The sequence below is a fragment of the Agrobacterium sp. CNPSo 3708 genome, from assembly GCF_028674915.1.
In the GTDB taxonomy this organism is placed as follows: Bacteria; Pseudomonadota; Alphaproteobacteria; order Rhizobiales; family Rhizobiaceae; genus Agrobacterium; species Agrobacterium cavarae.
Window position 1 is genome coordinate 519,723 of record NZ_JAQZSF010000003.1, and the last position, 16,652, is coordinate 536,374.

The window sequence follows — 16,652 nt, forward strand, 5'->3', positions numbered from 1 at the left end:
TGTCTGTGCGTGGGCTATTGCCCCGGTCTGCCTGTCTTGCCCTTGGTGCGGCCCTTGCGCTTTTGCTCGCCGGGGTCTTCATAGGAGCCGACGCCGACCTTGCCGCGTTTGAGCGGGCGTGGATCGTCCTTGTCGCCCGTTGCGCGTTCCGGCTGACCTTCCAGAAGCGGCGAAAAGCGCTTGCCGGATTCGGTTGTCGGTTTTTCCGGCGCCACGCCGCGGACGGGTTTTTCCGTGCGGCCGACGGTCATTTCATCCAGCGTGTTCTTGCGGAACAGCGGCTTCACCATGTCTGTGCCCGGGCCCATGTCGTCCAGCGACGGTTTGGCGAAAAGGGATTTTTCCGGTGTGCTCGGGTTGTCCCCCTCTGTGCTGCCGGACATCTGCCCCTCAACAGGGGAGATCGACTCGCGTTTGGCGCTCGGTCCAGTTTTTCTGGACCTGCTTCCGCTCTCTTGTGATCGTGCTTCGTCTTTCGCAATGGGATCATCCATGGCGGCGAGTTCGGCGGCTTTGAGGCGCTTGATTTCGTCGCGCAGGCGAGCGGCCTTCTCGAAGTCGAGATCGGCTGCGGCATCGCGCATCTGTTTTTCCATGGCGTTGAGATGCGCCTGGAGATTGTTGCCGACGAGGTGGCCGCCATCCGCAAAGCCCTTGCCGGAAACGCCGGAAATATCGGCCCTTACGTGGTCGCGTTCATAAACTGAATCAAGGATATCGGAGATCTTCGCCTTGACCGATTCTGGCGTGATGCCGTGTTCTTCATTATAGGCCATCTGCTTTTCACGGCGGCGGCTGGTTTCCTCCATCGCCCGCTTCATCGAACCGGTGATGTTGTCCGCATAGAGGATAACCTTGCCATCGACGTTACGCGCGGCGCGACCGATCGTCTGGACAAGTGAGGTTTCGGAACGCAGGAAGCCTTCCTTGTCCGCATCCAGAATGGCAACGAAGGCGCATTCGGGAATGTCCAGACCTTCGCGCAGCAGGTTGATGCCCACCAGCACGTCGAAGGCGCCGAGACGCAGATCGCGGATGATTTCGATGCGCTCGAGCGTGTCGATGTCGGAGTGCATGTAGCGCACACGCACGCCCTGTTCGTGCAAATATTCGGTCAGGTCTTCCGCCATGCGCTTGGTCAGCACGGTGCAGAGCGTGCGATAGCCCTTGGCGGCGGTCTCGCGGATTTCGCCGAGAACGTCGTCCACCTGCGTGCGGGCGGAGCGCACTTCCACCGGCGGATCGATAAGACCCGTCGGGCGGATAACCTGTTCGGCAAAGACGCCGCCGGATTGTTCCAGCTCCCAGCCGCCGGGCGTGGCGGAGACGGAGACCGTCTGCGGGCGCATGGCGTCCCACTCCTCGAAGCGCAGCGGGCGGTTGTCCATGCAGGAGGGCAGGCGGAAGCCGTATTCGGCCAGCGTCGCCTTGCGGCGGAAGTCGCCCCGATACATTCCGCCGATCTGCGGAATGGTGACGTGGGATTCGTCGATGAAGATCAGGGCATTGTCCGGAATATATTCGAACAGGGTCGGCGGCGGCTCGCCGGGGGTGCGGCCCGTCAAGTAGCGCGAATAGTTTTCGATACCGTTGCAGGAGCCGGTGGCCTCCAGCATTTCGATATCGTAGCGGGTGCGCTGTTCCAGGCGCTGCGCTTCTAGCAGGCGGCCCGCCTTTTCCAGCTCGGCCAGACGATGCTTCAACTCTTCCTTGATCGACTTGATTGCTCCGTTCAGCGTCGGGCGCGGGGTCACATAGTGCGAGTTGGCGTAGATCTTCACCGATTGCAGATCGCCGGTCTTCTGGCCGGTCAGCGGATCGAATTCGGTGATGCTCTCAATTTCGTCTCCCCACATGGAAATGCGCCAGGCGGCATCTTCCAAGTGGGCGGGGAAAAGCTCGATCGTATCGCCGCGCACGCGGAAGGAGCCGCGCTGGAAATCCATGTCGCGCCGCTTGTATTGCTGTGCCACGAGGTCGGCCAGGAGCTGGCGGTGGTCGAGCTTGTCGCCCACCTGCATCTGGAACGTCATGGCGGTGTAGGTTTCCACCGAGCCGATACCGTAAATGCAGGAGACGGAGGCGACGATGATGCAGTCGTCTCGCTCCAGGATCGCGCGGGTGGCAGCGTGGCGCATCCGGTCGATCTGCTCGTTGATCGAGGATTCCTTCTCGATATAGGTGTCCGAGCGCGGCACATAGGCTTCCGGCTGGTAGTAGTCGTAATAGGAAACGAAGTACTCGACCGCGTTGTTGGGGAAGAAATTCTTGAACTCGGAATAGAGCTGCGCGGCCAGCGTCTTGTTTGGCGCCAGGATGACCGCCGGGCGCTGCGTCGCCTCGATGACCTTGGCCATGGTGAAGGTCTTGCCCGAGCCGGTGACGCCGAGCAGAACCTGGGAGCGGTCGCCGGAATTGATGCCTTCCACCAGATCGGCAATCGCGGTGGGCTGGTCGCCGGAGGGCTTGTACTCCGTGACCATTTCGATGGCGATGCCGCCTTCGGATTTTGGCGGGCGAACAGGACGGTGCGGCGTCCACAGCTTGCCGTCCTTGAACAGCGGATTGCCGCTTTCGATCAGCTTGGAAAGCGCGTCCACCGTCGCCGTGACCGCACCGGGCGCCAGCGACTTGGCGTCTTCCAGCGAGACATCCATGCCGGCCACCGGGTTGAGGCCAGCGGCGGCGCGCGTCTTCGGATCGGATGAGCCACCGATGGAAACGCCGCGCGAGGTCTTGGACGCCGTCGGCGTCTTGCTTGCCTTGGCGGCAGCCTTTTCCGCTTCCTTGCGCGCTTCGATCTCGATCTTCTTGCGATGCTTGCCGGCCTTGGACGCGACTTCGCGCTGGGTCTCCACGGAGGTCGCTTCGGCTTCCGCTTCCAGCTGCTTCACCCAATCGGCAACAGAGCCGGAGAGGGGAGCGCCTTCAAAGGACGCCTGGGGCATCTCTTCAAAACCATTGGAGCGGGAGCTTTCGGAGGACTTCTTCGGTGATCTGGCCATGGGCAGAATATGGAGCGCTTAAACCTCAAAAGGAAGAGGTGCGCGTGAAAAAATGAGTACAAAAAGGCAACGATACCCTGTTGGAACAAGATGCTGGCTTCCGCGTTTTACGCGGCTTTGAAGCACCTTTTTGAGGTGCGTCACATTTGTGTTCCGCTTTGTTCAAAGATGCACAAAGCAGACATCTCAAATCGGAACAGGCGACCACCACCGGGCAAGAAGGGTGGTACACCTTAAGAAAACTGCATTGGGACGTGTCGCCATCCGACTGCAAGCACCTCCCGATCCTGGCTTTTCCTTTTTCCTTTTACCAGCGCTTCATGCCATATGTCGGCTTGCGCACGAGCAATCCGTGCCTGCTCTGGCGGTCGTCTTCGAAACGCGCCCGCGCGCACAGGTCCATAAGCTTGCAGAAAAGAGGAAGTGCCATGATCACGCGTCCCGCAACGATAGATGATGCCGAGGGAATGGCGGCGGTGCAGAACGAGATTTTTGCGGCGGGGCTGCGCAAGACGCCGACGGATGTCGAGACTGTCACGAACACCTATATTTCGGACCCCGACCGGATTGCCTGCACTGTTGCGGTGGATGAGGACGGGCGCATCCTCGGCTTCCAGTCGTTGAAGCTCGCCACCGCTGCCGGCAATCCATACGGCGTTGCAGAAGGCTGGGGCATTATCGGCACGCATGTCAGCCCGTTCGCGGCGAGAAAGGGTGCTGGTAAGGCGCTGTTCAGGGCAACGCTTCAGGCTGCGGAGGCCTTCGGTCTGAAGGATATCGACGCCAGTATTGGCGCCGATAATGATTTGGGGCAGGCCTATTACGAAGCCATCGGGTTTCGCACCTATCGCACGACGGAAGATCGTGTCTGCAAGGCCTATCGGCTCGGCTGACGCCTGTCTGTCGCTACTCAAGCCGATGTCGGTTCAGGATGCTGCGGCGGTTTTTCTTCGCTGTCCGAGCTTCTGCACCGCGAGATCCAGGAGAAGCATGACGACCAGGCTCGCACCGACCAGCGGAAAGATGATTCCGCCCACTGCGAGCATTGCGGCAAGCCCGTAAAGTGTGCCTTTGCTTTGCGGCATGGGTGGAACACCGAGCGAGCCCTTCGGGCGGCGCTTCCACCACATGACACCGCCGGACACGGCGAGCAGGATGATGGCGAGGCAGGCGAGCGCCAGCACGATCTGGTTCGCAAGGCCGAACTGCTGGCCCATATGCACGTTGATGCCCCATTCCAGCCCGCGGCCAAGCGGCCCGTAATCGGCGTAGCGCATGTCGATCAGTGGTTTGCCGGTATATTGATCCAGATGGATGACCCGCTGGTTGGAAAGGTCATCCGGGTAAACCGATCCGCTATAGACGCCCTCCGGCTTCGTCGGAAGCGCCACGGCATAACCGGCTGCGAGGCCGAGTTCATCGAAGCGCGCGACGGCTTTGTCGATGCCGATGGGGGCTGGCATCTGGTTGGCGGGCTCGTGGTTCATGGCCGCGTGGTCCATGGGCATGGCGGGCGAGGGCTCCATATGCTGACCATGATCGTGCCCTTCGGAGGTCGGTATCTTTGCCTGCTCCAGCGACCATGAGGTTTTCGACACATCGTCGAGCCGATTGCCCGACATCGGCACATCGACACGCACGCCTGCCGGGTAGCCGAAATTGTTGCCATTGGCCCATTCATTGACCTTCGCGCCCCAGACGCCGGACCACGGCATGCCGGTGATGGCGAGGAAGACGATGAAGGCGCCGACGAAGATGCCGGTAACGGCGTGCATATCCCGCCAGAAGACCCGCTTCTTCGGCGTGCCGCGAACCGACACCACGCCGCCGGTCTGGTTGCGCGGCCACCAGAGATAGATGCCGGTGGCGACCAGCAGGATCGACCAGCCAGCGGCGATCTCGATCAGGTAGCGGGCATAGGTGCCGAAGTATTTGAGGCTGTGGAGGGTGCGGATCGTCCACATGACGGTGCCGCGATCCGGCAGGGAGCCAAGGACGTCTCCCGTATAGCCATTCACATAAACGGCGCGTTTGCCCTCCGGCATGCTGACGGTGACCTCTGTCGACGCACCGGGATCGGCGGGTTTGGTGAGTTTGACGGCCGTGCCGGGTACAGCCGCCACAGCGTTGGCGATGATGGTGGAGGGCAGGGCGGCGGTGGTGTTCTCCACCACGTCCACCCGCTTCAGGTTGGCATGGATGGCATTATCCAGCTCATCCTTGAAGAGGTGAAGCCCGCCGGTGATGGCAAGCGTGATCATGAATGGCAGGACGAAGAGACCGGCGTAAAAATGCCAGCGCCAGACGGCGCGATAGAGATTGAGCGATGACGGCGCGCTCACGCGGTCACCCACAGAAGTGGTGCTGATGGACATTATTGGCTCCGCAAACGGTGCAGGCAGTCGCATCTATCCTGTCGGCGACGTACCCGCTGGAGATTTCAACACAGGTCGAATCGCAAAATCGCCGTGAGCATTTGAGGCAATTTCGGCGCGATACGCCCGTAGCCAGCAAGGAAGCTGATTGTGCTCCGCGCCTTCCCCTGTTCGGGAGAAGCGCGCCGGATCATGCGTGAGACAAAGAGGGAGGTCCGCGTGGTTGCTGCTCGCGCGTCGGCGGCGCAGCGATCTTGTTTTCAGTCCAGCGCCACAAGGTGACGTGAACATGCGGAACGATACGCCCGGCAATCTCGGTCGGGCTTGCGAGCAGGGCGGTAAAGGATGTGGAGGCAAGACGGCAGAGTGTGCCGCAGCAGCTATTGGCGAGCTTCTCCGCTGGCAACTGCTTCTGCGTACCGGCATCCGGCATATGAGCGGCGCAGATGATGTCATCGGCGGCAAGGGCTGTGGCCGCCATGCTGCCATGGGCAACGCCATTCGCAAGGCCTTGCAGCAAAAAAAGCAGCAGGGCCAGCACTGCGACAGCGCCAGCCGAACTGCGATCCTGCATGATCCTGCGAATAAGCTTCATGGCAAATTCAGTGGCACAGTTTCGCCACGATGTCACTGCGACAAAGGCGGCAGGGGAATACGTGTCTCAGGCCTCGTGCGGACGGGTTAATGTCGGCTAGCCACGCCAAATCCGTCAGACATCAAGCGCACCTTGGCTTCCTTACGATTATATGTAGGGGCGGAAACATGACACAGGTTTAGTCTGAAGTTCGCGATCGATTGCGCTCGCATATCGATCAGGTGATGGAATGAGATCACTCTGTTTGACTGCTGCGACGCATCTTTGGGTATCACCATTCCGGCAGAGGCGAAGCAGCTCGCGAGACTTGCCGCTCTCTGACAGACGTTTGTAAGTGATCCGGCCGCTGGTTACATCGATGTAGATGGGATCGGGTTGTGCAGCGAACTCGCGCACTATTATGTCCAGGTTCATCTTAGCGCCGCGGTCGGCAGCGTAGATGGCTAGAACCAGCGCATGAGACTGTTTTTTGGCGGACCTGCCACTGCGGGGGTCGGGTCCAGGTGGATCCAAGAGCCCGATTAAGAACTCGCTTGAGAGTCTTTCTAGCGCGGCAGGGTCACCCTGCTTGGCCTTTCGCCAGGCGTCATTCCAAATCATACCACATGACTCTGCCAGTGTTGCCTTATCGGTGCACCCAGCGAGAGGACCTAGCAATAATAGATAAAGAACAGGGAGCGTGAGGAAAGCGGAACGTCCCCTTTTTGAGTCGTGCCGGACTTTCATTCTGCCACCGTTCCATTATTCGCCGCTTTGCGCCAGCGATGAGCGAGTTCGTAGGCCGCGTCGATATTTTCGCGCCATCGGGGTAGGTCTAAGAGGGAAAATTGCACAGTTAGGCCGAGGTTTTCCATACTCCACCACACGTGACCGAAACAGATAGGGTTTGGCACGCGCTCGGCCTTAGCGCATTGCAAGATTACCGACGGCTCGCTGCCGGAGAAAAAGTGATCAAATGGTGCTTCCTCTGATCCGTCATAGTAATTGAGGTCATATTTCGTGCCAGAGAACTCGGCACCGAGGTTCTTCTTGGTGTTTTCAAGGCGCTCCGCTGGGAGACGGTCTCTCAGTGGAGACGTGGAAAGAGGCAACCATGGGTTTTCGATTGAAGCAATGACGATGAACTCGCCATCCTCCGGCATCTTCCTTCCATTCTCGCAGAAGCGCGAGGACGCTATTGAGAGCGTGTCCCTTTCTGGCCAGCGCAATGTCGGCATCCAGAAGGCGTAGCTGATCCCTGTACCCATACGCTTTTCACTAGCACCCGGCGTTGCAGGCGTGATGTCCTCCAAAGGGGCACCATACCACGGGCTTAGGTGGCCCAGCGGCACTTTGAGCCAAGTTCCTGACGCGTTGAAGAAGTATTCTTTGGATAGCTCGCGACCCCGATAATCCCTTTGATTGATCGGATTGCTCGGCTTGATTGATGGCGGGCACGTAACGTTATCCGCGTAGGCGAGGGAAAAAAAAGTTAGTGTTGCCGCTAGGCACAAGAGACCGAACTTCACTGCCATCGCGTTGCGCTTCTTCGCCTTGTTGTTGATCGCGCTGTTTGGACCGCCCTTGCGCCCTTGCTTCAGCGATTCTCCACCTTCGCCGAAGTCTGGTCAAGCCGCATTCAACCTGTGAGCCTGACCCCTGAAACCGCTTCTAGTTCCAACGTCACCGTTGTCGATTCACTGCGCGGCGCAGGTGACAACAGTATCGGCGCGTGGTGTTTCGTCTGCGTAGACGGTGAGGGGCAGGTCTCTCAGGCTAAATGCATCGCATCGGCGAGCAATCCTGCGCCAATGCTACTGCCTTGGCACGGATTACAAATTGTCCATGTCGGCAAAATGCCGCCGTTCTGCACGTTTTTTGCCCGAATTGACGGGGATTCTCCTGCTCTCGATAGTTGGCAGGAGTGGCAGGCATGGCTCCGTTTTCTCCAACGATGGCGGCGATCCGCTATGGTTACGGTCTAGGGCCGGACCAGATACTCAGCCGAAACACGGACGATCTGCTGGTGCAGCTCGTGGATGCGCCTTTGAAGCAAAGCTTCTTTCCCATTGGCGGTGCTTTCGATGCGCGGCAAAGGGTCGACGACCTCGCCAAGGGGTTCGAGGCGCTGAAGATCGCCAAGAAAGACAATGATGCCGAGACTGATCGCGCGGCGCGCCAGCAATTGCAGCGCAAGGCCGAGCAGAGCTTTCAGCGCGATAGTCTTGCCCGGGTGCTTCAGGCGGCCTTCTCACCCTATGGGTTTCACGAGAGGCTGGCCGCCTTCTGGTTCGACCATTTCTCCGTCAACGCGCACAAATCCTTCCCGATGCGGATGATCACGCCGCTCTATGAGGTCGAAGCCATTCGCCCGCATCTTGCGGGATCGTTTCGCGATCTGTTGCAGGCATCGGTGCTGCATCCGGCCATGCTGATCTATCTCGATCAGGCGCAATCGACTGGCCCGCAATCGGCAGCGGCGACAAATCGGAAGAAGGGTCTGAATGAAAATCTCGGGCGCGAGCTGATCGAGCTGCACACCATGGGTGCGGGCAGCGGTTATACGCAGACCGATGTGCGCTCTGCGGCGCTGGTGCTGACGGGCATGACCGTGGACGATCATTACGAGATGATGTTTCGCCTCCGCATGGCAGAACCGGGAGAGATCAAGGTGCTCGGCGTCAACTACGGTGGCGACCCCAGATCGGCGGATGACTGTCTCGTCATGCTGGACGATCTGGCAAGCCGACCGGAAACGGCGCAGCATATCTGCCGCAAACTCGTGGCCCACTTCATCGCCGACAATCCGCCGCCGGATGTGATTGCCGCGATGGTCGAAGAGTGGAAGGCGAGCGACGGCAATCTGGCCAAGGTTTATGCCGCCATGCTCAACCATCCGCGCGCCTGGCAGGAGCCCGGTGCCAAGATGAAGCTGCCTTTCGACTATGTCGTCTCCGGACTTCGCGCTTTTGGCATCACCAAGAAGAACTGGCGCGAGCGCATGTCTCCGAATGGTGATGATAGCTACACGCCCTTCGATACTCCGGTGGCGGCTGCGGCCCAGCAGGCATTGAAGAGCGCAAGCGATGACATGGCGCCCGCCATGCAAGGCGATGGCGCGCAGATGGCGATGGAGAAGCCGACTGCGGATATGAAGGCAGCGATGCCCTCCGATCCGGCGCAATTGCCAAAGCCGAAGGCCAGTCTTGCCCGGACGCTGACGGTGGCAGCCCTTCGCCGCATGGGCCAGCCGGTGTGGCAGCCCCCGAGCCCCGCGGGCTTCGAGGAGGGCGTTGCTTCATGGCTTTCGCCTAGCCAGATGAGCGAACGCATTCTGTGGGCGCGCAAGGCATCCGGCGCGCTCGGCAAGGACATGGAGCCGAAGAAGCTTCTTGAAGTGTCGCTGGCCGATCAGGCGCGCGACGACACGATCCGTGTGGTTGGGCAGGCGCCAAACAGGGTCAGCGGTTTGACGCTGGCGCTGTCTTCCCCCGAATTCAACAGGAGATAGGACATGGCCTTCTCTCAGGATATGATGTTGAGCCGCCGTGGCTTCTTGATGACCGCTTGCTGTGCGGCCGCTGTGCCCGCCTTCTCTCCGGTCAGCTTCGCTGCAATGCCGGGCGAAAACCGCTTCGTGACGATCGTTCTGCGTGGTGCGATGGACGGGCTCGATCTGGTGCAGCCCTATGGCGATCCCGCCTTTGCCCAATTTCGCCCGACATTGGCGCTGAAGCCTGATGACGGTCTGATCGATCTCGATGGGCATTTCGGCCTGAACCCTGCGGCAGAGGCGCTGATGCCGATGTGGCAGGCGAAGGAATTGGCCTTCGTCCATGCGGTGTCGACGCCCTATCGCGATCAGCGCAGCCATTTCGATGGGCAGGACATGCTCGAAAGCGGCGCGGAGGCGGTGCATGGCGAACGCACCGGATGGCTGAACCGGGCGCTGTCTGCCATCCCGCGATCCGAAGATCGCAAGGCAATCGATATCAACACATCGATGGAGCTCATTCTATCGGGGCCGAACGAGGCGGATGTCTGGGCCTCCAGTTCCAACATGACCATGGCGGCGGATGAAGTCGGTTTCTTCAAGCGGCTCTATGCCAATGACGCGGAGTTCAGCCGGGTGCTGGCCGAAGCGCTGCGCACCGATATGGCGGCGGAGCAATTGTTTCAGGATGAGAAGCGCGGGCAGGGCATTCGCGATATTGCCAGGCTTGCTGGCGGCATGCTGCGCGAGGACTATCGTATCGCCAGCTTTTCTGTCGATGGCTGGGACACGCATGCGGGACAGAAGGCACAGTTTGCCCGCACCGTGAAGGATCTGACCATAGCGTTGACGACGCTGAAAGATGCGCTTGGGCCCGATGTGTGGAAGAAGACAACGGTCCTTGCAATGACGGAATTTGGCCGCACGGCGAGGGAGAATGGCACTGGTGGAACCGACCATGGCACGGGCGGCGTCGCCATTCTCGCAGGCGGCGGCATTCAGGGCGGTCGTGTTCTTGGCAAATGGCCGGGTCTCGGTGACGGCAAGTTGCTGGACGATCGCGACCTGATGCCGACCGGCGACGTGCGCGAAGTTGCTGCCGCCATGCTCTATCGTCAATTCGATGTCGGTAGCGAAGCCCTGACCAATGGTATTTTTCCGGGACTGTCTTTCGACAGGTCGTCGGCCTACCTCAAGATATGAGCGGCGTTCGATGAGATCACGGTCTCTACTCTTTTTCGAGAAAACGTTTGAACGCCTTCAGCGTCTTTTCGCTGACGTGGTGCTCAATTCCTTCGGCATCGGCCCGTGCCGTATCCGGATCGACGCCAAGACGACATAGAAACGCTTCGACGATCTCGTGGCGCCGTCTCGTCTGCTCGGCCAATTGCTGGCCATCTTCGGTGAGGAAAATGCCGCGATAGCGCCGTTGCGTGATCAGTCCTTCTTCAGCGAGGCGCTTCAGCATCTTGGCGGCGGTTGGCTGCTTGACGCCGAGACGTTGGGCAATATCGATCTGACGTGCCTCACCGGAATGCTCGATCAGGTCAGCGATCAGCTCAACATAGTCTTCCATGAGTTCGCTGCGACGTGCCTCCCGGCTTTTCTGAAAAGCTTCGGCATGCGTTTCCACCTCGGTGGAAGACAGTCGGCTTTCATTGGGGGTGGGCTGCTTCATCGGTCGAGACTCTTCACGCTTCCGTTCTTTGTTTTGTCGCGTGTCTGTATCGCAAAACCGGTGAGCACTTTTGCGCGACATGCTTTAAAGCGTATCGCGATCCTTCAGATTCGCGCCTTACGCTTTCGTTCTTTGTTCTGTCGCATCTCGTCATCGCAAAACCGCTGCACACTTTTGCGCGAGATGCTTTATGATGATCTCATATAGCCTGTGAATTTCCAGAGTATTGATGAAATGCTCTCAGCCCAGGCCTGGGACCGGAACGCCGAAGGTCTGAAGCAGCAGCACTGCGTTGAGGCACAGGATGATGACGGTGCCTACGATCGCTGCGATGTCGAGCAACCGCTTGTTGGCGAAGCTGCCCATGATCGCGGGATTGCGGGTGAACATGACGAGCGCGATCATTGGAATCGGCAGGGCGAAGGACAGCACGACCTGGCTGTAGACCAGCGCATCGGTGGTGTTGACGCCCATCAGCACGACGACAAATGCCGGCAGCATGGTAATAAGGCGGCGCAGCCAGATCGGGATATGGAAACCGACGAAACCTTGCATGATCATCTGCCCCGCCATGGTGCCGACGGCGGAAGACGACATGCCCGAGGCCATTAGTGAAATGAGGAATACCATGGCCGCGGCTCCGCCCAGCAACGGCGTAAGCGTGTGATAGGCGGTTTCGATCTCGGCGACATCCGTATGGCCGGCATGGAAAGCCGCCGCCGCCATGATCACCATTGCCATGTTGACCATCCCTGCGACGGCAAGGGCGATGACGCATTCCCAGTTAGAAAAGCGCAGGAGTGTCTTTCGCTCGGCGTCGTTGCGGGCCGTGGCACGATGCTGTGTGAGGCCCGAATGGAGATAGAGCGCGTGGGGCATGACCGTCGCTCCGATAATGCCGACCGAGATCGTCAGCGCCGCTGCATCCGGCATGGAGGGGGTGATCACGCCAAGACCGGCTGCGGCCCAGTCAACCGGTGCGATGAACATCTCGATGACATAGCAAATGCCGATAACGGAGACCAAAGCCCCGATGATCAGCTCCATGGGGCGGAAACCGCGATTGTCGAAGATAAGAATGCCGTAGGTGACGACGGCCGTGACCGCCATGCCGGCAAGCAGCGGCATGCCGAAGAGCAACGACAGACCGATCGCACCACCAAGGAACTCCGCCAGATCGGTCGCCATGGCTGCGATTTCGCTGACGATCCACATGACGATCCTGACCGGTGTGGAGAACTGGTCGTGGCACATCTCCGCGAGGTTGCGACCCGTGACGATGCCGAGTTTGGCCGAAAGAGCCTGGAACATCATGGCGATCAGATTCGCCATCAGCACGACCCATAGCAGCGAGTAGCCATAGCCGGAGCCCGCCTGGATATTCGTCGCGAAATTGCCGGGGTCCATATAGGCGATTGAGGCAACGACGGCCGGTCCAGCAAAGAGCAGCAGCGAGCCGAAACCGCGTCGCTCTCCGGTCAGAACTTCTCGTATTTTTGCATCGGTTCGTTCCGACAGGGTCGGTCGCGTCACTGTGTCCGTCATCAGGCTCTCCACGTCGCTGCACTGCAACATAGCAAAGGCTAATTCTCTGTCAATGAGCTATGATTGGGAGATAAGGCGAATTGAAAACATCGTCCCTTCGGGCTCGATAGCGAGTCTCCGAAAGGACGATGCGAAGATCGGCAATGGGCTGATAAGGTATGCCGGGAGGCGAGATCGAGCTATCCCTTGGCTATTCCAAAATGACCGAGGGCGGCAGTGGGTCTCAGACCTCGATAGTTTCGACCGAATTCAGCGGCGGAAGCGGCGTTGGCGTGCCGTCTTCATCCATGGCAACCATGATGAAGGTGCCAGCCGTGACCTTCTCCAGCTTGTCGTAGCGTGAGCGCTGCGCCCATGCCTCGACGCAAAGGGTGATCGAGGTGCGCCCGGTGCGGGTGATATCGGTATAGATGGACAGCGTGTCACCGATCTTGACGGGAAGCTCGAAGGCCATTTCCTTCACCGCCGCCGTCACCACGCGACAGCGCGCCCGTTCGGCAGCACGAATACCGCTTGCCAAGTCCATCTGAGACATGACCCAGCCCCCAAAAATATCCCCTGCCGGGTTGGCATCGGCCGGCATGGCCAGCGTGCGAAGCGTCAGTTCACCGGTGGGCTTGGGGGCTTGGTTCATTGGGTTGTCTCTCCATGGCTGTTTAAGTTCTCGTGAATCACGCGATGGCCCTACGCCTTCGTCAAAAACTGCCGCGTTGCATAGAGCGCAATGGCAGCCGCATTCGAGACGTTCAGCGACTTGATTTCGCCGGGCATGTCGAGGCGCGCCAGATGCGTGACCGTTTCGCGCGTCTTCTGGCGCAGGCCTTTGCCTTCGGCACCGAGAACCAAGGCAATCTTGTCGCCGCTGAAGGTCTGCTCAATGGGAGCGGGGCCTTCGGAGTCGAGGCCGATGGAGGTGAAGCCGAGCTTGTGCAGTTCACCCAGCGCATCGGCGAGATTGGTGATCTGGATGTAGGGGATCATTTCCAGCGCGCCGGAGGCGGATTTTGCTAGCACGCCGGATTCGGTCGGGCTGTGGCGCATGGTGGTGATCAGGGCACCGGCATTGAAGGCGACTGCCGAGCGCATGATGGCGCCGACATTGTGCGGATCGGTGACCTGATCGAGAACCAGGATCAGCGGGCTGTCTTTCAGGGCCGAAAGCTTGCGAACCGGCAGCGGCCGGGTTTCCAGCATCACGCCCTGGTGGATGGCGTCCGGACCAAGAACCTTATCGATGTCCTGCGGCGCAACCATCTCGACCGGGAAGGGCTGGGCGGTGGCTTCACCGATTTCCAGCCGGGCGAACGCGTTTTGCGTCACGGACAGCTTGATGATCTGCCGTTCCTTGTTGGCAAGGGCCGCACGCACCGTATGCAGGCCGTAGAGATAGACCTGGTCGGCGCCAAGCTGCGGCGGCTTCCAGTCATCTGCGCCCTTGTTGCGGCGCTTTTGCTGCGGCGGCGTGGGGATTTCTCCGCGCTCACGCTTACCGTCGCGCACCGCGCGTCGGAGGTTGGCATAGTGCGTGTCGCGGGTGGATTTATCTTTGGGATCGTCTTTGCTCATGTCGCTTTATATCGCTGCCGGGTCATCCGCACCAGTCCCCACCGCATGAGCTGGCGCCATCCACAGGGCTTTGACACTGCTCGAATTTTTTCCTGAAATTTCGACCCGCATCGTGTTGACAGAACGATGAAGGGCCGTCATATACGCGGCCACAGACGACGAACGGCGCAGCGCCGAACGGACATCTGGACTAAGCTTGGTCGCTTGATCCTCGCAGAATACTGGAGGGATGCCCGAGTGGTTAAAGGGGACGGACTGTAAATCCGTTGGCTCAGCCTACGTTGGTTCAAATCCAACTCCCTCCACCATTCTGCACGGATCGAAATCACCGCCGCGGGTATAGCTCAATGGTAGAGCAGCAGCCTTCCAAGCTGAATACGCGGGTTCGATTCCCGCTACCCGCTCCAAACACGTTTCCCCTACATAGATCTTGTTCGATTGCAGATGACGTCGATGTTTTGCGTTGAGGCGTTCCGCGTTCGAACTTCAATCACGAAACATCGTCTGCCTGATTCCTCGTCTCTCTGTGAGACGGATCAGCGATGACCGCAGAATCACCGACTGCATCGCGATTTTGGTGAAGTCGGTTGAGATGACGATCCGCACTATGAACTGACGTGGCTGCTCACCGCAGCACTGAACGGATGATCTCAGCCCTTCGCAGCCTGTCGTCGATACCTGACCTCGAAGAGGTCACGGTGGAGCGCCCCGAGTGGGGTCTATCCTCCTTGTAATTTCAAGGTCTGAGGAAATGCGAGGGGAGTGTGCGACTCAACGTCTGCCTAGCCGCTCCGGAAGGCGCGGAGACTGTAGGATTAGACGTGCTGCTCGAGATTCGCTGTTCGGGTGCAAGAACTGCGGCGCTGCCAGGATATAGAAGACTCTTTCGAGCGCTTGGACAAACGTACGTTTGGCTGGGATGGGCTGCGGTCTTGCCAAAGGCCGCAGCATTTTATTCGGGGTTTAGCTCGCGGTGTAGTAGACGAACTGCGCAACCAACGCGGCCAACAGCATGAAGGTGAGTGCTGCGCCAATCTTTAACTGTCGAGAGCGCCGTGTACGGCCGCCGGACCAGTCATAGGCCATGGGTTCAGACATCCTTTTGGTTATTCGTTATGTCTAAAGTAGTGGTCTTCTATGCTTGCGTGAGGCTGACGGCAATCACCAGAAGGGACAGGCGAGTTCTTTGGCTTGTTTTAGAGCCGCTTTACGCGGCCGCGAAGAATCAACTTGGCGGATACAGTCCTGGTATCCTTCGCTTTCGATGGAGATGAGAAGCCCGAAAGATTCTGTTTCGGGCTGCCCTTTATTATTAAGAGAGCGGTCCGGCTCGCTTAGCTGAAGTAGGGCTGGACGTAAGGCCAGACTTCGACAGCGCCATGATAGAGCATGTTGAGCGCGACGTAGACGATGACGGCGAGGCCGACATAGGAGATCCAGCGATAGCGGTGGAGCAGCTTGGCAACGAAGTTGGCGGCAAGGCCCATCAGCGCGATCGACACGACGAGGCCGATGATGAGGACAGTCACGTGGTCCTGTGCGGCACCGGCAACGGCCAGAACATTGTCCAGCGACATGGAGACGTCGGCAATGACGATCTGGGTTGCGGCCTGGAAGAACGTCTTGTGACCCTTGGTCAGATCGGCTTCCGCGTCGGTGACCGTGTCTCCTGCAGACGCGTTTTGTTCGCGAAGTTCGCTCCACATCTTCCAGCACACCCAGACGAGCAGGAGCCCGCCGAAAAGCTGGAGGCCGACGATAGCAAGCAACTGAACTGTCAGCGCCGCAAAGGCGATGCGCAGCACGGTTGCGGCGATGATGCCGACGAGGATCGCCTTGCGGCGCAGATGAGCAGGAAGGCCTGCGGCGGCCAGACCGATGACGATGGCGTTATCACCTGCGAGAACCAGGTCGATCGCGATGACCTGTAGAAAGGCGGTGAAGCCAGCTGCTGTAAAGATTTCCATTCTATATCCCGAAGCGTAGGCAAAGGGCCGCGCGAAAAGCGACGCCGAAGTGATGTGTGAAGAGCGCTAGAGCCTGTTTCAATCGCCGTTTCCCCCTGGCGATTTCGGCTGGCAATATGACAGGAATTGGATCGAGGTAAAGAGTAACGGTACTTCAGCCGCGTCACGGGCTCCTTAAAGTGGTTGATAACGCGGTGAAACATCCCCATATGCCGGCAATCGCGCTGCTTTTGGCTGCCGATTCCACGCGTCGACAATTAAGTCTTGCGCATTCGGTTACAAAGCCTTAAACGGCGACACCAAACCGGTTCGCCGGGAAAACTACTTCACGTTCACAGGAAGCAATTCACATGGCAAAGAGCAAGTTTGAGCGGAATAAGCCGCACGTCAACATCGGCACGATCGGTCACGTTGACCACGGCAAGACGTCTTTGACTGCCGCGATCACG

15 protein-coding genes and 2 tRNA genes are annotated in these 16,652 nt (G+C 59.2%); 6 read left to right on the plus strand and 11 right to left on the minus strand.

What is annotated here, in order from left to right; all coding sequences use genetic code 11:
• Positions 1 to 14 precede the first annotated feature (14 nt).
• Both uvrB and PVA19_RS09935 read right to left on the minus strand, forming a co-directional pair.
• Entirely contained in the window at positions 15 to 3,005 is a 2,991-nt protein-coding gene (gene uvrB, locus PVA19_RS09930) for an excinuclease ABC subunit UvrB (RefSeq protein ID WP_274102249.1), read from the minus strand.
• 307 nt (positions 3,006 to 3,312) lie between these two features.
• Complete coding sequence (locus PVA19_RS09935) at positions 3,313 to 3,435, minus strand: hypothetical protein (RefSeq protein ID WP_274102250.1); 123 nt, start codon at positions 3,433 to 3,435, stop codon at positions 3,313 to 3,315.
• On the opposite strand from PVA19_RS09935, the gene PVA19_RS09940 reads away from it, so the two are divergent.
• Positions 3,434 to 3,898 carry a GNAT family N-acetyltransferase gene (locus PVA19_RS09940; protein ID WP_274102251.1) on the plus strand — a complete coding sequence of 155 codons (465 nt, stop codon included), beginning with the start codon at positions 3,434 to 3,436 and terminating at the stop codon, positions 3,896 to 3,898. The genes PVA19_RS09935 and PVA19_RS09940 overlap by 2 nt on opposite strands.
• 33 nt (positions 3,899 to 3,931) lie before the next feature.
• Here PVA19_RS09940 and PVA19_RS09945 read toward each other — a convergent pair whose 3' ends face one another.
• The 3 genes from PVA19_RS09945 to PVA19_RS09955 form a co-directional block, all read right to left on the minus strand.
• Positions 3,932 to 5,380 carry a PepSY-associated TM helix domain-containing protein gene (locus tag PVA19_RS09945; RefSeq protein ID WP_274102252.1) on the minus strand — a complete coding sequence of 483 codons (1,449 nt, stop codon included), beginning with the start codon at positions 5,378 to 5,380 and terminating at the stop codon, positions 3,932 to 3,934.
• A gap of 190 nt (positions 5,381 to 5,570) precedes the next feature.
• Positions 5,571 to 5,975 carry a DUF2946 domain-containing protein gene (locus PVA19_RS09950; RefSeq protein WP_274102253.1) on the minus strand — a complete coding sequence of 135 codons (405 nt, stop codon included), beginning with the start codon at positions 5,973 to 5,975 and terminating at the stop codon, positions 5,571 to 5,573.
• A 722-nt stretch (positions 5,976 to 6,697) separates the two neighbouring features.
• A complete protein-coding gene (locus PVA19_RS09955) occupies positions 6,698 to 7,489 on the minus strand; it encodes a hypothetical protein (RefSeq protein ID WP_113327956.1) in 792 nt (263 codons plus the stop codon).
• A 398-nt stretch (positions 7,490 to 7,887) separates the two neighbouring features.
• Here PVA19_RS09955 and PVA19_RS09960 point away from each other — a divergent pair, with 398 nt between their 5' ends.
• Complete coding sequence (locus PVA19_RS09960) at positions 7,888 to 9,465, plus strand: DUF1800 domain-containing protein (protein WP_274102254.1); 1,578 nt, start codon at positions 7,888 to 7,890, stop codon at positions 9,463 to 9,465.
• Positions 9,466 to 9,468: 3 nt separating this feature from the next.
• Positions 9,469 to 10,650: a DUF1501 domain-containing protein gene (locus tag PVA19_RS09965; protein WP_113327958.1), complete on the plus strand. Its 1,182-nt coding sequence runs from the start codon at positions 9,469 to 9,471 to the stop codon at positions 10,648 to 10,650.
• A 25-nt stretch (positions 10,651 to 10,675) separates the two neighbouring features.
• Here PVA19_RS09965 and mntR read toward each other — a convergent pair whose 3' ends face one another.
• The 4 genes from mntR to PVA19_RS09985 all read right to left on the minus strand — a co-directional run bounded on the left by mntR (position 10,676) and on the right by PVA19_RS09985 (position 14,236).
• A complete protein-coding gene (mntR, locus tag PVA19_RS09970; protein WP_274102255.1) occupies positions 10,676 to 11,125 on the minus strand; it encodes a manganese-binding transcriptional regulator MntR in 450 nt (149 codons plus the stop codon).
• A 240-nt stretch (positions 11,126 to 11,365) separates the two neighbouring features.
• On the minus strand, positions 11,366 to 12,670 hold the full coding sequence (locus tag PVA19_RS09975; RefSeq protein ID WP_274102256.1) for an Nramp family divalent metal transporter: 1,305 nt from the start codon (positions 12,668 to 12,670) through the stop codon (positions 11,366 to 11,368).
• A gap of 223 nt (positions 12,671 to 12,893) precedes the next feature.
• On the minus strand, positions 12,894 to 13,304 hold the full coding sequence (locus PVA19_RS09980) for an acyl-CoA thioesterase (protein WP_062426607.1): 411 nt from the start codon (positions 13,302 to 13,304) through the stop codon (positions 12,894 to 12,896).
• A 50-nt stretch (positions 13,305 to 13,354) separates the two neighbouring features.
• Positions 13,355 to 14,236, minus strand: coding sequence for a TrmH family RNA methyltransferase (locus PVA19_RS09985; protein ID WP_113227179.1), 882 nt, complete (start codon positions 14,234 to 14,236; stop codon positions 13,355 to 13,357).
• Positions 14,237 to 14,459: 223 nt separating this feature from the next.
• On the opposite strand from PVA19_RS09985, the gene PVA19_RS09990 reads away from it, so the two are divergent.
• A tRNA-Tyr gene (locus tag PVA19_RS09990) sits at positions 14,460 to 14,544 on the plus strand.
• Between the two features lie 25 nt (positions 14,545 to 14,569).
• Positions 14,570 to 14,643, plus strand: a tRNA-Gly gene (locus PVA19_RS09995).
• 556 nt (positions 14,644 to 15,199) lie between these two features.
• Here the strand turns inward: PVA19_RS09995 and PVA19_RS10000 are convergent.
• Both PVA19_RS10000 and PVA19_RS10005 read right to left on the minus strand, forming a co-directional pair.
• A complete protein-coding gene (locus PVA19_RS10000) occupies positions 15,200 to 15,334 on the minus strand; it encodes a hypothetical protein (protein ID WP_272865792.1) in 135 nt (44 codons plus the stop codon).
• 236 nt (positions 15,335 to 15,570) lie between these two features.
• Positions 15,571 to 16,203 (minus strand): TerC family protein, encoded by a 633-nt coding sequence (locus PVA19_RS10005; RefSeq protein ID WP_062426609.1) that lies wholly within the window; start codon positions 16,201 to 16,203, stop codon positions 15,571 to 15,573.
• A gap of 350 nt (positions 16,204 to 16,553) precedes the next feature.
• Between PVA19_RS10005 and PVA19_RS10010 the strand changes: the two genes are divergently transcribed.
• The coding region (locus tag PVA19_RS10010) for a GTP-binding protein (protein WP_141681087.1) at positions 16,554 to 16,652 on the plus strand (99 nt) is incomplete at its 3' end.